Source organism: Roseobacter sp. (genome assembly GCF_045106495.1).
GTDB lineage: Bacteria > Pseudomonadota > Alphaproteobacteria > Rhodobacterales > Rhodobacteraceae > Roseobacter.
In genome coordinates, this window is record NZ_JBGCEQ010000020.1 from 20,069 (window position 1) to 35,333 (window position 15,265).

At 55.9% G+C, this 15,265-nt stretch carries 14 protein-coding genes; 4 read left to right on the forward strand and 10 right to left on the reverse strand.

Going from position 1 to position 15,265, the window contains the following annotated elements; genetic code table 11:
* The first annotated feature begins 63 nt into the window (after positions 1 to 63).
* The 4 genes from AB8B75_RS13395 to AB8B75_RS13410 are packed head-to-tail and all read left to right on the forward strand — an operon-like array spanning position 64 to position 5,224.
* Positions 64 to 1,608, forward strand: coding sequence for an ABC transporter substrate-binding protein (locus tag AB8B75_RS13395; RefSeq protein WP_405362951.1), 1,545 nt, complete (start codon positions 64 to 66; stop codon positions 1,606 to 1,608).
* Between the two features lie 54 nt (positions 1,609 to 1,662).
* Complete coding sequence (locus tag AB8B75_RS13400) at positions 1,663 to 2,604, forward strand: ABC transporter permease (RefSeq protein ID WP_405362952.1); 942 nt, start codon at positions 1,663 to 1,665, stop codon at positions 2,602 to 2,604.
* A complete protein-coding gene (locus AB8B75_RS13405; protein WP_405362954.1) occupies positions 2,604 to 3,422 on the forward strand; it encodes an ABC transporter permease in 819 nt (272 codons plus the stop codon). The genes AB8B75_RS13400 and AB8B75_RS13405 overlap by 1 nt, the downstream gene beginning before the upstream one ends.
* Positions 3,419 to 5,224, forward strand: coding sequence for a dipeptide ABC transporter ATP-binding protein (locus tag AB8B75_RS13410; RefSeq protein WP_405362956.1), 1,806 nt, complete (start codon positions 3,419 to 3,421; stop codon positions 5,222 to 5,224). The genes AB8B75_RS13405 and AB8B75_RS13410 overlap by 4 nt, the downstream gene beginning before the upstream one ends.
* A 1,599-nt stretch (positions 5,225 to 6,823) precedes the next feature.
* Here AB8B75_RS13410 and AB8B75_RS13415 read toward each other — a convergent pair.
* The 10 genes from AB8B75_RS13415 to AB8B75_RS13460 are packed head-to-tail and all read right to left on the reverse strand — an operon-like array spanning position 6,824 to position 15,217.
* Positions 6,824 to 7,501 carry an aspartate/glutamate racemase family protein gene (locus AB8B75_RS13415; RefSeq protein WP_405362958.1) on the reverse strand — a complete coding sequence of 226 codons (678 nt, stop codon included), beginning with the start codon at positions 7,499 to 7,501 and terminating at the stop codon, positions 6,824 to 6,826.
* Positions 7,498 to 8,952 carry a dihydropyrimidinase gene (gene hydA / locus AB8B75_RS13420; RefSeq protein WP_405362959.1) on the reverse strand — a complete coding sequence of 485 codons (1,455 nt, stop codon included), beginning with the start codon at positions 8,950 to 8,952 and terminating at the stop codon, positions 7,498 to 7,500. Before hydA ends, AB8B75_RS13415 begins: the two co-directional genes overlap by 4 nt.
* Before the next feature lie 11 nt (positions 8,953 to 8,963).
* Positions 8,964 to 9,752 (reverse strand): SDR family oxidoreductase, encoded by a 789-nt coding sequence (locus AB8B75_RS13425; RefSeq protein ID WP_405362961.1) that lies wholly within the window; start codon positions 9,750 to 9,752, stop codon positions 8,964 to 8,966.
* Complete coding sequence (locus AB8B75_RS13430) at positions 9,752 to 10,678, reverse strand: dihydrodipicolinate synthase family protein (RefSeq protein WP_405362962.1); 927 nt, start codon at positions 10,676 to 10,678, stop codon at positions 9,752 to 9,754. The genes AB8B75_RS13425 and AB8B75_RS13430 overlap by 1 nt, the downstream gene beginning before the upstream one ends.
* Positions 10,675 to 11,310 carry a flavin reductase family protein gene (locus AB8B75_RS13435; protein ID WP_405362964.1) on the reverse strand — a complete coding sequence of 212 codons (636 nt, stop codon included), beginning with the start codon at positions 11,308 to 11,310 and terminating at the stop codon, positions 10,675 to 10,677. Before AB8B75_RS13435 ends, AB8B75_RS13430 begins: the two co-directional genes overlap by 4 nt.
* A complete protein-coding gene (locus tag AB8B75_RS13440) occupies positions 11,307 to 12,233 on the reverse strand; it encodes an N-carbamoyl-D-amino-acid hydrolase (RefSeq protein WP_405362966.1) in 927 nt (308 codons plus the stop codon). The genes AB8B75_RS13435 and AB8B75_RS13440 overlap by 4 nt, the downstream gene beginning before the upstream one ends.
* A 17-nt stretch (positions 12,234 to 12,250) precedes the next feature.
* Entirely contained in the window at positions 12,251 to 12,916 is a 666-nt protein-coding gene (locus AB8B75_RS13445) for an amino acid ABC transporter permease (RefSeq protein ID WP_405362968.1), read from the reverse strand.
* Positions 12,917 to 12,919: 3 nt separating this feature from the next.
* Positions 12,920 to 13,594, reverse strand: a complete 675-nt coding sequence (locus tag AB8B75_RS13450; protein WP_405362970.1) for an amino acid ABC transporter permease — start codon at positions 13,592 to 13,594, stop codon at positions 12,920 to 12,922.
* Positions 13,595 to 13,596: 2 nt separating this feature from the next.
* Entirely contained in the window at positions 13,597 to 14,385 is a 789-nt protein-coding gene (locus AB8B75_RS13455; RefSeq protein WP_405362972.1) for an amino acid ABC transporter ATP-binding protein, read from the reverse strand.
* Positions 14,378 to 15,217 carry a transporter substrate-binding domain-containing protein gene (locus AB8B75_RS13460; RefSeq protein WP_405362974.1) on the reverse strand — a complete coding sequence of 280 codons (840 nt, stop codon included), beginning with the start codon at positions 15,215 to 15,217 and terminating at the stop codon, positions 14,378 to 14,380. The genes AB8B75_RS13455 and AB8B75_RS13460 overlap by 8 nt, the downstream gene beginning before the upstream one ends.
* Positions 15,218 to 15,265: the final 48 nt, after the last annotated feature.

The following is a 15,265-nucleotide window of genomic DNA, read 5'->3' on the forward strand; positions in this document are numbered from 1 at the left end:
TAAGCGGGCATCTCAATTAAGAACCGGGCGGTCAAAGCAGTGCCCCAACATGGAGATGTCACTATGAAACGCAGAACTTTTCTTACAAATACATCCGCCCTATTCGGCGCTACGGTTTTTTCGGGTTGGGTCCCGCTGACCGCTTCAGCCCAGACCACGCCCGTCACCGGTGGGACCCTGATCTGGGGTCATTCAGAGACGACGCAAAATCTTGATATGCACCAGACCGGCACGGCCTCGACTGGTCGGGTCCTGCAGAACGTCCACAACTCAATTGTGACGGTCGATAAGGACCTGAACGTGATCCCCATGCTTGCTGAAAGCTTCAGCCAGAGCGATGATGGTTTGGTCTACACTTTCAATCTGCGTTCCGGCGTGAAGTTTCACAATGGGGCTGACATGACGTCAGCTGACGTGAAATACGCATTCGAGCGCTGTGCGAACCCCGATACAGGGGCCGTGAACTTCGAGGTCTTCAATGCTGTTGAAAGCATCGACACACCTGATCCCTTGACGGTTATCGTGACGTTGAATGCCGTCAATGCGCCTTTCCTGTCGCGCCTGGCTGAAAACGGCGCGGGCGTTGTGATGCCGGAAGGCAGCGGCGATGTCCAAGGGGAGACGCCGATTGGAGCTGGCCCTTTCAAATTCGTGCGTCGTGAATTCGGCAACGAAGTCGAACTGGAACGTTTTGATGATTACTGGGACGGACCTGCATACCTCGACAAAGTCATAGCCCGCGAAATACCCGAACCCACAGTGCGCCTGACCGGTCTGCGCACGGGCGAGTTGCACATGATCAACGATATCCCCGCCGACCGCATGTCGGAGATCGAAGATGCTGGCGAATTGCAGGTCGTCAAATGGTTCCCTCTGAACTGGGATTTCGTGAACCTCAACCACACCTACGAGCCGTTTCAGGATGCCCGCGTGCGGCGGGCATTTGATCTGATCATCGACAAGGAGGTTCTGCTGGAAGGCGCGCTTTGGGGCCAGGGCGCAACGACCGCGTCGCCCAGCTATCCAACCTCGGCCAGTTACAACAGCGATCTCAAACAGAGGGGACAGGACATAGCCGCAGCTCGCGCGCTACTGGACGAGGCCGGATATCCCGAAGGCAGCCTGGACATCGTGTTCAAGGCCACAACGAACTATCCTTACCACATTGAAAGCGCACAAATTCTGGTCGAATGGTTCCGTTTGGCGGGCGTCAACCTGACAATCGAGCAACTGACATGGGCCGATTGGCTGTCACAGTGCTGGGTCGACAAGGATTACCAGATGACCATGATGAACTTCTTCACATTGTGGGAGCCCGATTTCCTGTATTATAGTCTGTTCAACTCGACCGGAGCATTCAATTATCGTGGCATCAATGATCCGGAGATTGATGCGCTAACCGAACAAGCCCGGATCACCGTTGATCCAGCCGCACGCGCCGACATCTACAAGGCCGTACAGCAGCGGGTTTTTGACGAGGCGCATGACATCATCCTGTGGTTCCGCAATGGCACGATCGGCGCGCAGCCTGACGTAGGCGGTCTGGACACGATCGTACATCCGAACGGGTCCAATCTGAACTTCCACAAAGTCTGGCTGAATGCCTGATGCCTAGGGTTCGGGCGGTAATCGCCTGGACCATTTCTCCGATCGGACATTGCGATGGCTTATGTGATCAACCGCCTTCTGTCGGTCGCACTCACGCTCTTCCTAATTTCGGTGATCACCTTTGTGGTCACCAACATCCTGCCGGGCGATGTGGCGATGATGATCATGGGCACGCAGTCCAATCCTGAAGCCCTTGCAGGGTTGCGCCAGAGCCTTGGGCTCAATGATCCGCTGGTGGTTCAATACGGGCGTTGGGTGGGTGGCATTCTGACCGGAGATTGGGGCAAATCGCTGGTTTTCAAAGAATCCATAGGGCCTCTGATCGCGCAAAAGGTGGTCGCCAGCAGCGTGATCGTCTTCATGTCCATGGCGATTGCCTTGGCCATTGCCATTCCTTTGGGCGTCTGGGCTGCAATCAACCGCACGCGATGGCAGGATAACACAGCCAGCACATCCGCGCTGATCGGGGTCAGCTTGCCGGATTTCTTCTGGGGGATCGTGCTGATCCTGTTATTCGCGCGCTGGCTTGGCTGGTTTCCTTCGTCTGGCTTTGTTCACCCTGCGGAAGATCTGCTGGGCGCCATCCGCCACGCGTTCTTGCCATCTCTGGCGCTTGGGCTCGGCCTGATGGCTCATCTCACACGCATGACCCGGTCCACGATGATTGGCATTCTGGGCCAAGAATTCATCCGCGTGGCACGTGCCAAGGGCTTGCCGGAACGCGACGTCGTGTGGAGCTATGGGCTGCGCAACGCCATTGGACCGGTCATGACCGTAGCAGGGTTGCAGGTCGGGTATCTTTTCGGGTCAATCATCGTTATTGAAAGCCTGTTCAACTATACAGGCATGGGCTGGCTGACCTACCAGGCACTGCTGAATCGGGACATCCCGCTGATCCAATCCTCAGTCTTTGTGATTGCGGCGGTTGTGATGCTGACCAATTTTGTGGTCGATCTGTTATATGTACTTATTGACCCACGGATCAGGTTAAGCTGATGCGCGCGTTTCTTTCAGGAAAGGGGCTGATCGGCAGTGGGATCGTGGTTGCGATGCTGCTGATCGCTATCTTTGCACCCGGTTTCATTCCGGAAACAGCCGCAACGCAAATGGATATGCGCGCGCGCCTTTCCGGACCGACCGCGAGTCACATCTTTGGCACGGATCAGCTGGGGCGTGATCTGTTCTATCGCGTTGTTCTAGGGGCGCGAACCTCTGTCATGATTGCTGGATCGGCGGTGTTGATGAGCATCCTGGTTGGCCTGCCCTTGGGTATCATATCCGGCTACTATGGCGGTGTTATCGACAACATATTGATGCGGCTTGTAGATACGTTGCTTAGCTTTCCTGCATTGCTTCTTGCGCTGACCATCAGCGCCGTTCTTGGTCCCAATCTGACCAATACGATCATTGCCATCGGCGTTGCGTTTACCCCCTATCTGGCGCGCATTATCCGAGGCGAAGCCTTACGGGTCGCACAGATGCCTTACGTAGAAGCAGCCCGTGCCGCCGGAACCAATGACTTTCAAATGATCCTGCGCCATATCCTGCCAAACACAATGCCCGCCATAATTGTCCAAGGTACGATCAGTCTTGCCTTTGCCATCCTTGCCGAGGCGGGTCTGTCATTCCTTGGGCTTGGCACTCAACCGCCGGAGGCAAGCTGGGGTCTGATGATCCAGGCCAGCCGCGACTATCTGGACGTGGCCCCATGGACCGCTCTGGTGCCCGGTGCTGCCGTGGCCATTACTGTGCTGGGGTTGAACATGTTCGGCGATGTCTTGCGTGATGTGCTTGATCCGAGGACGCAAGAATGACCCCAATTGTCAGCATTGAAAAACTGCGTGTCACCTTTGGCAAAGGGCGGGACCGTGTCACAGCGGTAAAAGACGTTAGTTTCACGATCAATCCCGGCGAAACAGTGTGCGTTGTAGGCGAAAGCGGGTCGGGTAAATCGGTCACATCTCTCTCTCTGATGCGCCTAGTCGAATTTGGCGGTGGGAGCATTGTTGACGGTCGCATGTCGTTGCTACGCGACGATGGTCCTCTTGATCTGATAGGCGCTGATCCCGCCACCATGCGTGACATCCGTGGCAATGAAATCGGCATGATCTTTCAAGAACCGATGACATCGCTGAACCCTGTTTTCACTGTCGAACGCCAGTTGACCGACGGGTTGCATGTGCATCGCGGCTTGACCGGCCAGGCTGCGAAGGCCCGCGCGCTGGAACTGCTCATGGCAGTGCGAATTCCCGAACCGGAACAACGGCTAAAGCAATATCCGCACGAATTGTCTGGCGGCATGCGCCAGCGCGTCGTGATCGCCATTGCAATGGCATGCCAGCCGCGCCTGCTGATCGCAGATGAGCCGACAACCGCACTCGACGTAACTATTCAGGCGGAAATTCTTGCACTGATCAATCGGCTAAAACGCGACACCCGGATGGCGGTGATGTTCATTACCCATGATATGGCGGTGGTCGCACAAATTGCCGACCGCGTCGTCGTGATGTATCGCGGTGACATCGTAGAAGAAGGTCCAGTTGCAGATATCTTTGCCAATCCAAAAGCGGATTATACCAAAGCATTGCTGGCCGCCGTCCCGCGCCTCGGCGACATGCAGGACAAGTCCGCGCCCGAGCCGCTGCGACTTGTCGGTGACACATCTGTTCCAAAGCCCCTGCTCCCCAGCGACCGACCGGAACCGCTGTTGGAGGTCAAAAATCTCACCACTTATTTCCCCGTTAAGGGGGCGGTTCTGCGCCGTCATGTGGCCAATATCCATGCGGTCGAAGATGTGTCATTTACCCTCAACAAGGGCGAAACACTGTCACTTGTCGGTGAATCGGGATGCGGGAAATCTTCTTGCGGGCGTTCCATCCTACGCCTTGTCGAGCCAACGTCTGGATCAGTGATCGTTGATCGCAAAGACATCCTTGCCGCAAATCGACGGGATCTGCGCAAGTTACGGCGCGAAATGCAGATGGTGTTCCAGGATCCGTTTGCATCGCTGAACCCTTACATGAGGCTTTCAGCACAAGTCTCTGAACCTTTGCGCAATTTCAATCTGGCCAGTGGCTCTGAACTGGAAGAGCGCGTAGCACATCTTTTCGACCGGGTCGAACTGCCCCGCGACTATATGCGCCGATTTCCCCATGAGTTATCAGGAGGACAGCGGCAGCGTGTCGCTATTGCCCGCGCGCTTTCGGTATCCCCCAAACTTATAATTGCAGACGAAGCCGTTTCAGCGCTGGACGTTTCAGTGCAGGCACAAGTCCTGAACCTGATGATGGAACTTCAAGCTGACCTCGGCTTGTCGTTCCTATTCATCAGTCACGATATGGCGGTTGTTGAACGGGTCAGCCATCATGTTGCAGTCATGTATCTTGGCCGGATCGTGGAAATCGGCTCACGTGCCGCGATTTTCGAAAACCCGCAACACGCCTATACCAGGGCATTGATGCTGGCCGTCCCCATCGCGGACCCCGCCATCCGTCAGCTCAAGGGTGATTTGAACTTCAAGCCGATCCCCTCCCCCTTGCATCCTCGGGACTACGTTCCCGCACCTTCGCACTATGACATGATCGCTCCGGGACACCTTGTCCTGCGCGAAACTTGAGATAGTAGAGCCAGACCGATTCGTGACCAACTGGCCCACATGTATGCCGCCATCACTGTGCAGCGGTCTGATTTTACAATGCATCCCAATCTTCAATGCGACACGCACGGCACTTTTTGCGTTACAGCCGAAAATCTGCGCGCTTTTCGACTGCAATTTGATGGATCCCTGGATCATACGCATTGGCGTTGCCAGCTTGTTCCATGGCGAGTTAAACGACTCCGACTGTACCATCAGCATTCGGGCTGAAATCGATGCACTGGCCATCGTCAATGATGGGTTTCCCGACCGTTTTCATATTTGTGACGACGATGACATGCATGCTGGGCTTTCGCACCCGAAGGCGAATTCGAGTTACAGTGAGGCGCAATTTACAACGCCGCGAACGTGTTAGAGATCACTCTCAGCGCCAAAATCTCATAGGTCGTGAACGACGGAATATCCACATTCAAACCTGTCGGGTCAATTGAGCCATAACGGCGCGGGGCTTGGGGTCCAAAAGACCTAAGTGCCAAAGGTGTCCGTTAAGTTCGGAACCGACTCTTCGTTTTACGCGGAGTGCACCAGAAATACGTCAGCATCCAGTTTCCCGGTTGTAGCAGCAGTCGTAAGGTTGGCGTAATCTTCAGACAGCATGGTCGCCATGAACTCTGACAGACTACCGCCTGTTGCGATCAGAGTATGCGAAGGCCATTGAGTCCGGTCCTTGGCGCGCGGTTGCTCCCAAGTGTGTCAACTAAGGCGCAGGTATCGGGTCCGGTCGCATCGAACTTGGAAAAAACTGACAGGTCCGCCAATGCCACCTTTGTCGTCAAAGCAACCGTCTCCCCGGCGACATGAGAAACCGGTTTCGGCGCCGGCAACTGTAAGTCGAAGCATCTGCGAGTGCGGCCGAAAACCAATTGAACCGCTCCCATCCAAAAGTGAAACCTAAACGGCGTTCACACGGCGGACCGTTCCTCATAGAGATGTGCAGAAATCAAGGTCAAGCCGTTGGACTGCATTTTACGCGGTAATCGCGGTCCGGCCATGAACAGGAACGCTGGTTTTAAATCGCCAGTGGGCCCATTGGCAGACTACCGAGTGTCATTATTGGGCGAAGAACCACCATGCTCCAACTGCCTCCATCATCCATATCGACGATCCGGCGAGCTGCCATTCGTTATGTAAACCATTTCGCCAGTAAGTGGATTGGCATCAGACGTAAAACTAATCGGCCTGTTGATGAAGGATTTCACGCCGCTGTTGGCGAATGACGGTGCGCGGTTCATGGCCGCCTCAAGGTCGGCGCCAAAGGTGGTACACTGCTGATGGATCGGGGCTGGCCTTCCATCGCGTAAGGTCCAAGGATCAGGTAATCGCGCTCTTGCAGAACATACCAGCTTTCCTCAAGATCAAAAAAAACATGTTAAAGAGGATCTTTCCGACACGTGTTTAAGCGAGTCCTTAATCGCAACGGCGTGAGAGTCTAGATGCGCTTTTTATCCATTTCATTATTTGCGCCGCTTGAATGCGTCGGCGTTGAGTAAAAAGAACTAAGCTTGTCTTTTCCTGTTTTACGTCCAACTTTAGACCGGCTTGATAAATTGACGTCGCTCATCAGCTTGTCTGTTTTGCCAGTACTGTACCAAGCGCCATGCCCACCGCGGCTTGAGTCGGGTCGATGATGGGGCAGCCCAACCTCCCTTCCAATCGCTCTCGATGCACTGCCATGCCCGCGCACCCAAGGATAAGGGCTTCTGCGCCGTCCTTGATCAAGGCCGAGCCAACTTCGATCAACCGATCAAACGTCCCTGCCCCACGTGCGCTTTCGTCTACACTGATGTTGAGCGCACGTTCGCCCGCGACACGCTCCAGCACACCCATGCGCCGCATATAGAGCCGGTGGCGCCTTTCAGATGCGCTCGAAATTGCAATGATGCCTATCCGATCTCCACGACTGAGTGCCGTAAAGACCCCACTTTCCTGAATGCCAAATACCGGCACGGGCGACACGGACCGACAGGCGTCAATTCCAGGATCAGAATAACATGCAATCACAAATGCTGACGCGTCACTGCGGGTGTTGAGCAATGCGACCAGAGGTCCGACTACCGCATCAGAGTCTAGTTGGCTTTCGATCCCGAACGGGCCTTCGTGCAACGTAACACACTCAATCTGCGGTCCATTGCCAGGTATATTGAACCTCTGCAAGGCCGTGGCCAGACCATCGGTAACAGCCTGATTGGAATTGGGATTGATGACAATAATCGGGCCTGTGCTGTTTTGATCTGTCATGGGGCGATGCGCGCACCAAAATTCGTGACGGGATCAAGCTCCGGCACCTTGCCGCCGGGATGGCCGGTCAAATCAATGCGGGAGCGGGCGACGAATTGCCCGTGACCCGGCTCTGCGATCAGCGCACCATTCTCGATGACGCGGGCACCGCGCGATAAAACCGTCGACGGCCAACCGGTTACGGACATGCCATCGTAGGGTGTATAGTCCATATTGTCGTGCTGATCCTCGACAGTGACCGTGCGAGTTGCCTTAGGATCCCAGATCGCAATATCGGCGTCCATGCCGATGGCAATGCTGCCCTTCTTATCCAACCCGTAAAGCCGCGCAGCATTGGTCGATCCAAGGGCCACGAATTGTTGTAAAGTGATGCGGCCTTTGATTACGCCTTCGCTGAACAACAGCGGCAGACGCAGACCGATACCGGGCATACCATTTGCAATCTGTTTGAACGTGGCGTCAGGACCATTGGCCAGCTTACCCGTCTCGTCGTAACGATAGGGCGCATGATCGGATGAGAACACGCTGAAGGTTCCAGCCTGGAGGTGGCGCCACAGGGCCTCTTGTGTGGCCTCATCCCGCAACGGCGGCGAGCACATGAACTTCGCGCCCTCCATACCGGGACGGTCGAGGTCATGGCGCGTGAGGAACAGGTATTGCGAACAGGTCTCGCCGAAGATTTTGGCCCCTGCCATGCGGGCGTCTGCCACAAGCCCCGCGCCCTCTGGCGTCGACACATGCACAATCAGAAGCGCCGCATCTGCCAGCCGCGCAAGCGAGATGGCGCGATTGATGGCTTCGGATTCCGCCAAGGCGGGATGCGACACCGCATGATACCGTGGTTGCGTGTGACCAGCCGCCACCAGCCTGTCCGAGACCCAAGAGATCATTCCTGAGTTTTCTGCATGCACCATAGTCAACGCGCCGTGAGAAGCAGCAACACTTAAAATATCAAGGAACTGGCGGTCATCGACCCGCATCAGGTCATAGGTCATGAACACTTTGAACGACGTCACACCACGTTGAAACGCGGCAGGGAGTTCTTCGGTCAGGACCTTTTCCGTCGGGTCCGCGACAATTAGGTGATAGCCGTAGTCAATCACAGACGATCCTTGCGCGCGGCTGTCATAAAGATCCAGTGTCTCGGTCACGCCCATACCGCGATGCTGTGCGGCGAAAGGCACAAAGCAGGAATTACCGCCAAAAGCCGCGCTGATGCTTCCCGAACGGTAGTCATCCGAGGTCATGCCACCTGTCGCGCTTTCCTGCGCGATATGGCAATGCGCCTCAATACCACCGGGCAGAACCAGCTTATCCGTGGCATCAATCGTGTCAGAGGCTGCGAGCCCTGTGCCAATCGCCGCAATGCGACCTTCCGAGATACCTATATCGGCTTTATACCGGTCGCATGCTGTAACGATTTCTCCGTCTTTAATGACCAGATCAAACATGTGTACCCTCCCTAGATCGACTTGATTGACCCACCATCACAGCGGATCAGACCACCGGTGACATAACTGGCGCGCTCTGAGGCCAGAAAGGCCGCGACTGCGGCGAATTCCTCGACCGCCCCATAGCGCCCCATCGGTATCGTCGCACGTGAGGCCGCGCGAGTTTCGTCCATCGACTTGCCCGTCCTTTTGGAAACGGCGGCGTCCAGTTCATCCACACGTTCTGTGTGAATGCGCCCTGGAAGCAGCATGTTGACAGTCACGCCGTCCGCAGCGACATCCCCCGCCAACGATTTGGACCAACCTACCAGGGCAGACCGCAGGGCGTTAGACAGGCCAAGGTTCGGGATGGGTTGAATGACGCCCGAAGACCCAACCGCAATGACCCGGCCCCATTTACGGTCGCGCATGCCTGGAAGAAGGCGCTGGGTCAAAGAGATTACACTCAGAACCATGGCATCAAACTGCGCAGACAAGACACTCATATCTGCATCCACCATCTGACCAGGAGGCGGGCCGCCGGTGTTGGCAATCAGAATATCCACGCCACCCAAGATCTTTTCTGCAGCGGTTGCCAGCGTCTCGACCGCATCGCCATTGCTCAGATCAGCCACCACGTAGTCTGCTTTGCCTGGCCCTTGCTCCGTGAGTTCGGCGGCAGCCTCTGCGAGGCGGGTTTCGCTGCGTCCGGTGAGCAATACATGGCATCCCTCCGCTGCCAATGCTTGCGCAATCCCAAGCCCAAGTCCGCGAGAGGATGCCATTACAAGGGCACGTTTGCCAGTTAATCCAAGATCCATCAGTTCAGTTCCTTCAAACGGAGTTCAAGTCGGGTGGTGAGCCGTGTCAGTTCGGCCACGTCCAGTGCGGACAGCGACGGCCCAGGCGCGCGCACTTTGGCGCTGCCAAGAACACCACGCCGCCGCAGCACTTCCTTGCGAATGGCAAGGCCAAGACCAAGCTGCTGTTCATAGCGCACAAGTGGAAGGTAGGCGTCAAACAGATCCTCGGCGCCATCCACATCCCCTGCCTGATGGCGCGCAACAACCTGCACCAGCATTTCCGGATAGGCAAAGCCGGTCATCGCACCATCGGCGCCGCGTTGCATTTCTTGAGGCAGGAACAGGGCGGAATTGCCTGTAAGGATCGACATGCGCGGCACATCACCCGTGTCAGTCTCGGCGCGCATTCTGCTCAGTTTCGTCAATCCCGGCCAATCTTCGTGTTTAAGCATCACGATCTGAGGGTGATCAACGGTCATGCCGATAATTGTCTCGACCGAAACCTGAACACCAGTGGTTTGCGGGTAGTCCTGAAAACAGATCGGAATATCTTTTCCCAAGGCCGCGCAAACCTGAGCCAGATAGCCCTTGAGCTTGACTTCGGTGTTCATGCCCGGCTGCGGAGCGACCATCACGCCGCCCGCGCCCGCATCCATCGTTGTCTTGGCAAGCCGCACCATGTTATCCAGACCCGCCGCCGACACGCCGACAATGACCGGCACACGGCCATTTACCCGTTTCAGAACATGGCGCGCAAAGGTTTCCGCCTCATCGCCGCCAAGCTTGGGAGCTTCGCCCATTATCCCCAGAATGGTCATCCCGCTTACACCGCACTCGAGGTAGAAATCCACCATCCGGTCTGTGCTGGCCAGATCCAGTGCGCCCGCTTCATCAAACGGCGTTGCGGCAATTATGAAAACGCCGCTGGATTGTCTGTCTATCATAGGTTCTCTCCTCTTAAGGGTGGCGCAGGCGGGATTGATCTCGGTGCGATCTCCTCCAGCCGCGCGTAGCGGTCTGCAAATAGACGCGCGATTGGGTAGTCACCATTCCAATGGACATGCCAGTCGGAGGGATCGACAAGTCCGTCGCGTGCCGCAAGGCCCACGGCCTCGCCAATCACGATCTCGCGCTCTGCGGAATAAGTCCGCACATCGATCCGCCGACACTCAATTGCCACTGGTACGTCTGCCAGCCGTGGCGGTTTAACATGCGTTGAGGGTGCCGTCGCAAGGCCAAGCGCTCCTGTTTCGCTGATTGCAGGAACATAGGCCGCTGCTGTGTCGACCATCGCGTCCATCAGGTCCGGGGTCGCGATATTGATCACAAACTCACCAGTGTCGCGAATGTTGCGTGTCGTGTCCTTGGCCGACCCATCGGCGCGATGCTCTAGCCCAAGGATCACCAGTGCGGGATCCTTTCCGAAGAGATTGAAAAAGGAATAAGGAGCCGCGTTTATCACACCCGACGGGCTGATTGTCGTCACCCATGCAACCGGGCGCGGCAGCACGACAGCAGTGAGCAGCTTGTATCGGTCTTGCGGGTTCAGCGCGCCCAGATCTACATTCAAAGTCAATCCGGAACCTCGACCCCTGTTTGGGACGTGATCCGCGTATAATGTTCAACACGGCGGTGGCGCGCGAAATCAAAGATGGTTGTTTTGCCGAAGTTGCACAGATCCATGTCGCAGGCATGCGTGATCAGCTCGTCCCCTTCGGTTTGCGCCCTTGCAACAACAAATCCGTTCGGGTCGACGATGATCGAGCCCCCCATCAATGGGTGTCCGTCTTCATCCCCGGCCTTAGCCACGCCAACGACCCATGCGGAATTTTGATAAGCACCTGATGTCATAGACAAATCTGAATGGTACAGCCGCTGCTCCAGCCCCTCGGATCCCATCTGTGAATTAACCGAAGGCGTGTTATAGCCAAGCATGATCAACTCGACCCCCTGCAAGCCCATAACGCGGTACACTTCGGGCCAGCGCCGGTCGTTGCAAATGCACATGCCCATCACCGCATCCATGTTATGCCAAACAGGAAAGCCCAGATCCCCCGGCTCAAAGTAGCGCTTTTCCAAGTGCTGGAACGCCCGCTCTGTGTCGAATTCGGAATGGCCGGGCAAGTGCACCTTGCGATATTTCCCGACAATGTTGCCTGTACGATCGGTCAGGATGGAGGTATTAAAATATCGTCCTTCCGGGGTTTTTTCGGCAAATCCAAAGCTGATGGCAATATCGTGCGCGCGGGCGCGGTCAAACAGAGGCTGCGTGTCGGCATTCGGCATTTGGGTTTCAAACCACCGGTCAACCTCAGCCTGATCTGCCATATACCAGCGCGGAAAAAAGGTTGTCAGCGCCAGTTCGGGAAAGACCACCAGATCGCAGCCCGCATCCTTGGCCTGATCCAGCAGGGCGATCATCCGTCCAACAACCGCCGCTCGACTGTCGGCTTTTTGAATTGGCCCCATCTGGGCACCTCCGATAACGATCTCTCGCATAAAAAATCCTTTGGTCTTCAAGTTGAGATACGCCGCTCAAAACGGCTGACAAGGCGGACAAGAGGCCACAAAAGAGCTAGATAAATCCCCGCGGCAAGAACAAGGGGCGACGCGTTATATGTGAGCGACCGCACCAGCCCGGCCGCATGCAGCATTTCCCCAAGCGATACCACCGAAGCAAGCGAGGTCAGCTTTACCACTTCGACGACATTTGACAACAAGTCTGGCAGTACATTCCTTGTCGCTTGAGGCAATGTCACCCAAAGCAAAGTTTGCGCCCGGTTTAGACCCGTTGAGCGTGCCGCCTCTGTCTGTCCTTTGGGGACAGACAACAGCCCTGCACGAAAGATTTCGGCAAAATATGCGGAATTGTTCAGAAAAAACCCAATGGTCACGGCTGCAAACGGCGACAGGCGCAGTCCGGCAAAAGGCAAGCCCGCATAGATAAAAATCAGCAGGACAAGTGGCGGAATGGCCCGAAACAGATCAATGAAGGCAATCGAAACTATCCGCAGCCAACGACTTTCGCTGAGCGCGCCGAGTGCTGCAAACAGCCCTCCAAGAATACCCATAGGGATTACAACGGCACAGATCAAAAGCGTCATGCCCAGCCCTTTGATCACCAAAGGAACGGAGTTGGTCATCACCTCAAGATTAAAGAACTGATCAAGAATGGCCTCCATGTCTCAGACCTTCGGATGCGCAAAACGCATCTCCAGCCAGCGGGAAAAAACAACCAGAGGCAGGAACAGCAAGACATAAGCAATCGCTGCCAGCGTCAACGGCGAGGCGTTGGCAGAAAAACTCTGCGCGGTAGTTGCTTCACCCAGAATGTCCGGTACGCCGATCACCATGCCCAATGCCGTCATCTTGGTGATCGCGATGGCTCGATTAGTCAACGGCGGGATCACCATCCGAACGGCTTGGGGCAACACCACATAGCCCAGCGTCTGAGTATATCCCAGACCCGTCGAGCGTGCCGCTTCCCACTGTCCTTTCGGAGTTGCGGTGATCCCGGCCCATACAATCTCTTCTGCAAACGCGGCCAGAACCAGCGTCAGGATCAGGAACAACACTGTGAAGCTGCTCATCACCACACCGACGTTAGGTAACCCAAAAAACGCAAGCAGGATCAGAACAAGGGGCGGCAAGGCACGAAAGATATCCGCAAAGATCACGATGGCAAAAGAGATGGGCCGGATTCGGTATGCGCGCAAGCAGGCCAGTGCGGTACCAACGCCCACGCCCACCACCACGATCAACAGCGATAGCACAACCGTAACCCCAAGCCCGCTGAGAATAGCCGGGGTATATTTCACCAACACAGTGACGTTGAAAAATTGGTCGAGAAACTGTTCCAAGGTCAGACGGGTCCCGATACCCGTGACAGAAACGCCTGCGTTCTCGACTCGCGCGGGGAATCAATCACTTGCTCGGGTGTGCCCTGCTCAATGATAAGACCGGCATCCATAAATACGACTCGGTCCGCAGCATCACGGGCGAATTTCATCTCGTGACTTACGACGAGCATCGTCATTCCTTGTGATTTCATATCCCGCATCACTGCAAGCACGTCTCCGACGAGTTCGGGATCAAGCGCAGACGTCGGTTCGTCAAACAACATAACCGTTGGTTCCAGAGCGAGGCTACGGGCAATTGCCACCCGTTGCTGTTGCCCACCCGAAAGCTGCGATGGAAGACTGTCAGCCTTGTGCTTTAACCCAACCTGGTCAAGCGCCTCAAGCCCAAGGCTCTGAGCCTCGCCGCGCGTCATGCCGCGCACTCGGCGCAATGCAAGAGTGACGTTACCCAATGCACTAAGATGCGGATAAAGGTTGAACGATTGAAAAACCATTCCGATCCTCTGTCGCATCCTGTTCAGGTCGACGCTGGCCCCAGTCAGCCGGTCGCCTTCGATCAGAATTTCGCCTGCGTCCGGTTCTTCGAGACGATTGCAGCAGCGCAGCAAGGTGGACTTGCCCGATCCAGACGGACCAAGGACAAAAACCATCTCGCTGTGTGCAACATCCAGGTCAATGCCCTTCAAAACGGGGTCGGACCCGAAGGACTTGCGCAAACCCCGCACAGACAGCGTTTGCGGAAGAACCACCTGCGCCTCGCCCGGAGTCGCAGCCACTAATAATTCAGTCACAGCCGAGCGCGTGATCGTCCTCGACATAGCCCTCAAAACCCGGCTGACCAAATCCTGCCACAGGTGTGATCGCGGCCGATCCATCGGCAGGTTCAACGCCAAACCATTTCACACTGAGTTCCGCCATTGTGCCGTCAGTCTTCATGCATTCGATAACGCTTTCGACCTTTGCGCGAAGTTCTTCATCGCCCTTGCGGAATGGCATGCCCCAGTAAAGGCCCGTCGAATGCAGATAGCTCAACTTGATCGCCGGGCTCTGCTTAACCGCCCAGGCTGAAACCGTGTTGCCGGCTACGTTGGCGAATGCCCGCCCCGAAACAACCGCCTGCACCGCATCCGTGTTGGTACCGTAACTTTCCACGGTCCAGCCGATCTCGCTGGCCAACCCTTGTGCCCAGCTGTCGTAAACTGACCCCTTGTTGACCGCGATGATCTTGCCCGCAAACCCTTCGAGTTCAGCGACCTCTTCCGCGTCCGCTGCCACGACAAATTGGAAGTCAGTGTTCAAATAGCCCTCTGAAAACAGCAGGCTGGCTGCCCGTTCTTCGGTGATGGTTGTGGGTGCCACAACGAAGTCGTAAGTGCCTGCCGCAAGCCCCGGAAGGATGCCAGAGAACTGTGTGGCAACAATATCCATCTCCGCACCCAAACGCTCACCGATGATATTTGCCAGATCGACGTTAAACCCTTCAACGCCACCGCTCAAGCTGGGCATCGCATGCGGCGCAAACGTCCCATCAAGCGCTACCGTGTAAGAGGTGTCTTGCGCCAAAGTAGCCGTCCCAAAAGTAAGTGCGGCAATACCAGCACAAAGCATCGTTTTAACTGTCATATTTTTTCTCCCGTATTTTTGTCATTCGACAGAACGTTGCGCACTTTG

Bases quoted from the DNA above. Each gene is read 5' to 3' on its own strand.
- AB8B75_RS13395 (WP_405362951.1), top strand. From the start codon at position 64: ATGAAACGCAGAACTTTTCTTACAAATACATCCGCCCTATTCGGCGCT.
- AB8B75_RS13400 (WP_405362952.1), top strand. From the start codon at position 1,663: ATGGCTTATGTGATCAACCGCCTTCTGTCGGTCGCACTCACGCTCTTC.
- AB8B75_RS13405 (WP_405362954.1), top strand. From the start codon at position 2,604: ATGCGCGCGTTTCTTTCAGGAAAGGGGCTGATCGGCAGTGGGATCGTG.
- AB8B75_RS13410 (WP_405362956.1), top strand. From the start codon at position 3,419: ATGACCCCAATTGTCAGCATTGAAAAACTGCGTGTCACCTTTGGCAAA.
- AB8B75_RS13415 (WP_405362958.1), bottom strand. From the start codon at position 7,501: ATGACAGATCAAAACAGCACAGGCCCGATTATTGTCATCAATCCCAAT.
- hydA (WP_405362959.1), bottom strand. From the start codon at position 8,952: ATGTTTGATCTGGTCATTAAAGACGGAGAAATCGTTACAGCATGCGAC.
- AB8B75_RS13425 (WP_405362961.1), bottom strand. From the start codon at position 9,752: ATGGATCTTGGATTAACTGGCAAACGTGCCCTTGTAATGGCATCCTCT.
- AB8B75_RS13430 (WP_405362962.1), bottom strand. From the start codon at position 10,678: ATGATAGACAGACAATCCAGCGGCGTTTTCATAATTGCCGCAACGCCG.
- AB8B75_RS13440 (WP_405362966.1), bottom strand. From the start codon at position 12,233: ATGCGAGAGATCGTTATCGGAGGTGCCCAGATGGGGCCAATTCAAAAA.
- AB8B75_RS13445 (WP_405362968.1), bottom strand. From the start codon at position 12,916: ATGGAGGCCATTCTTGATCAGTTCTTTAATCTTGAGGTGATGACCAAC.
- AB8B75_RS13460 (WP_405362974.1), bottom strand. From the start codon at position 15,217: ATGACAGTTAAAACGATGCTTTGTGCTGGTATTGCCGCACTTACTTTT.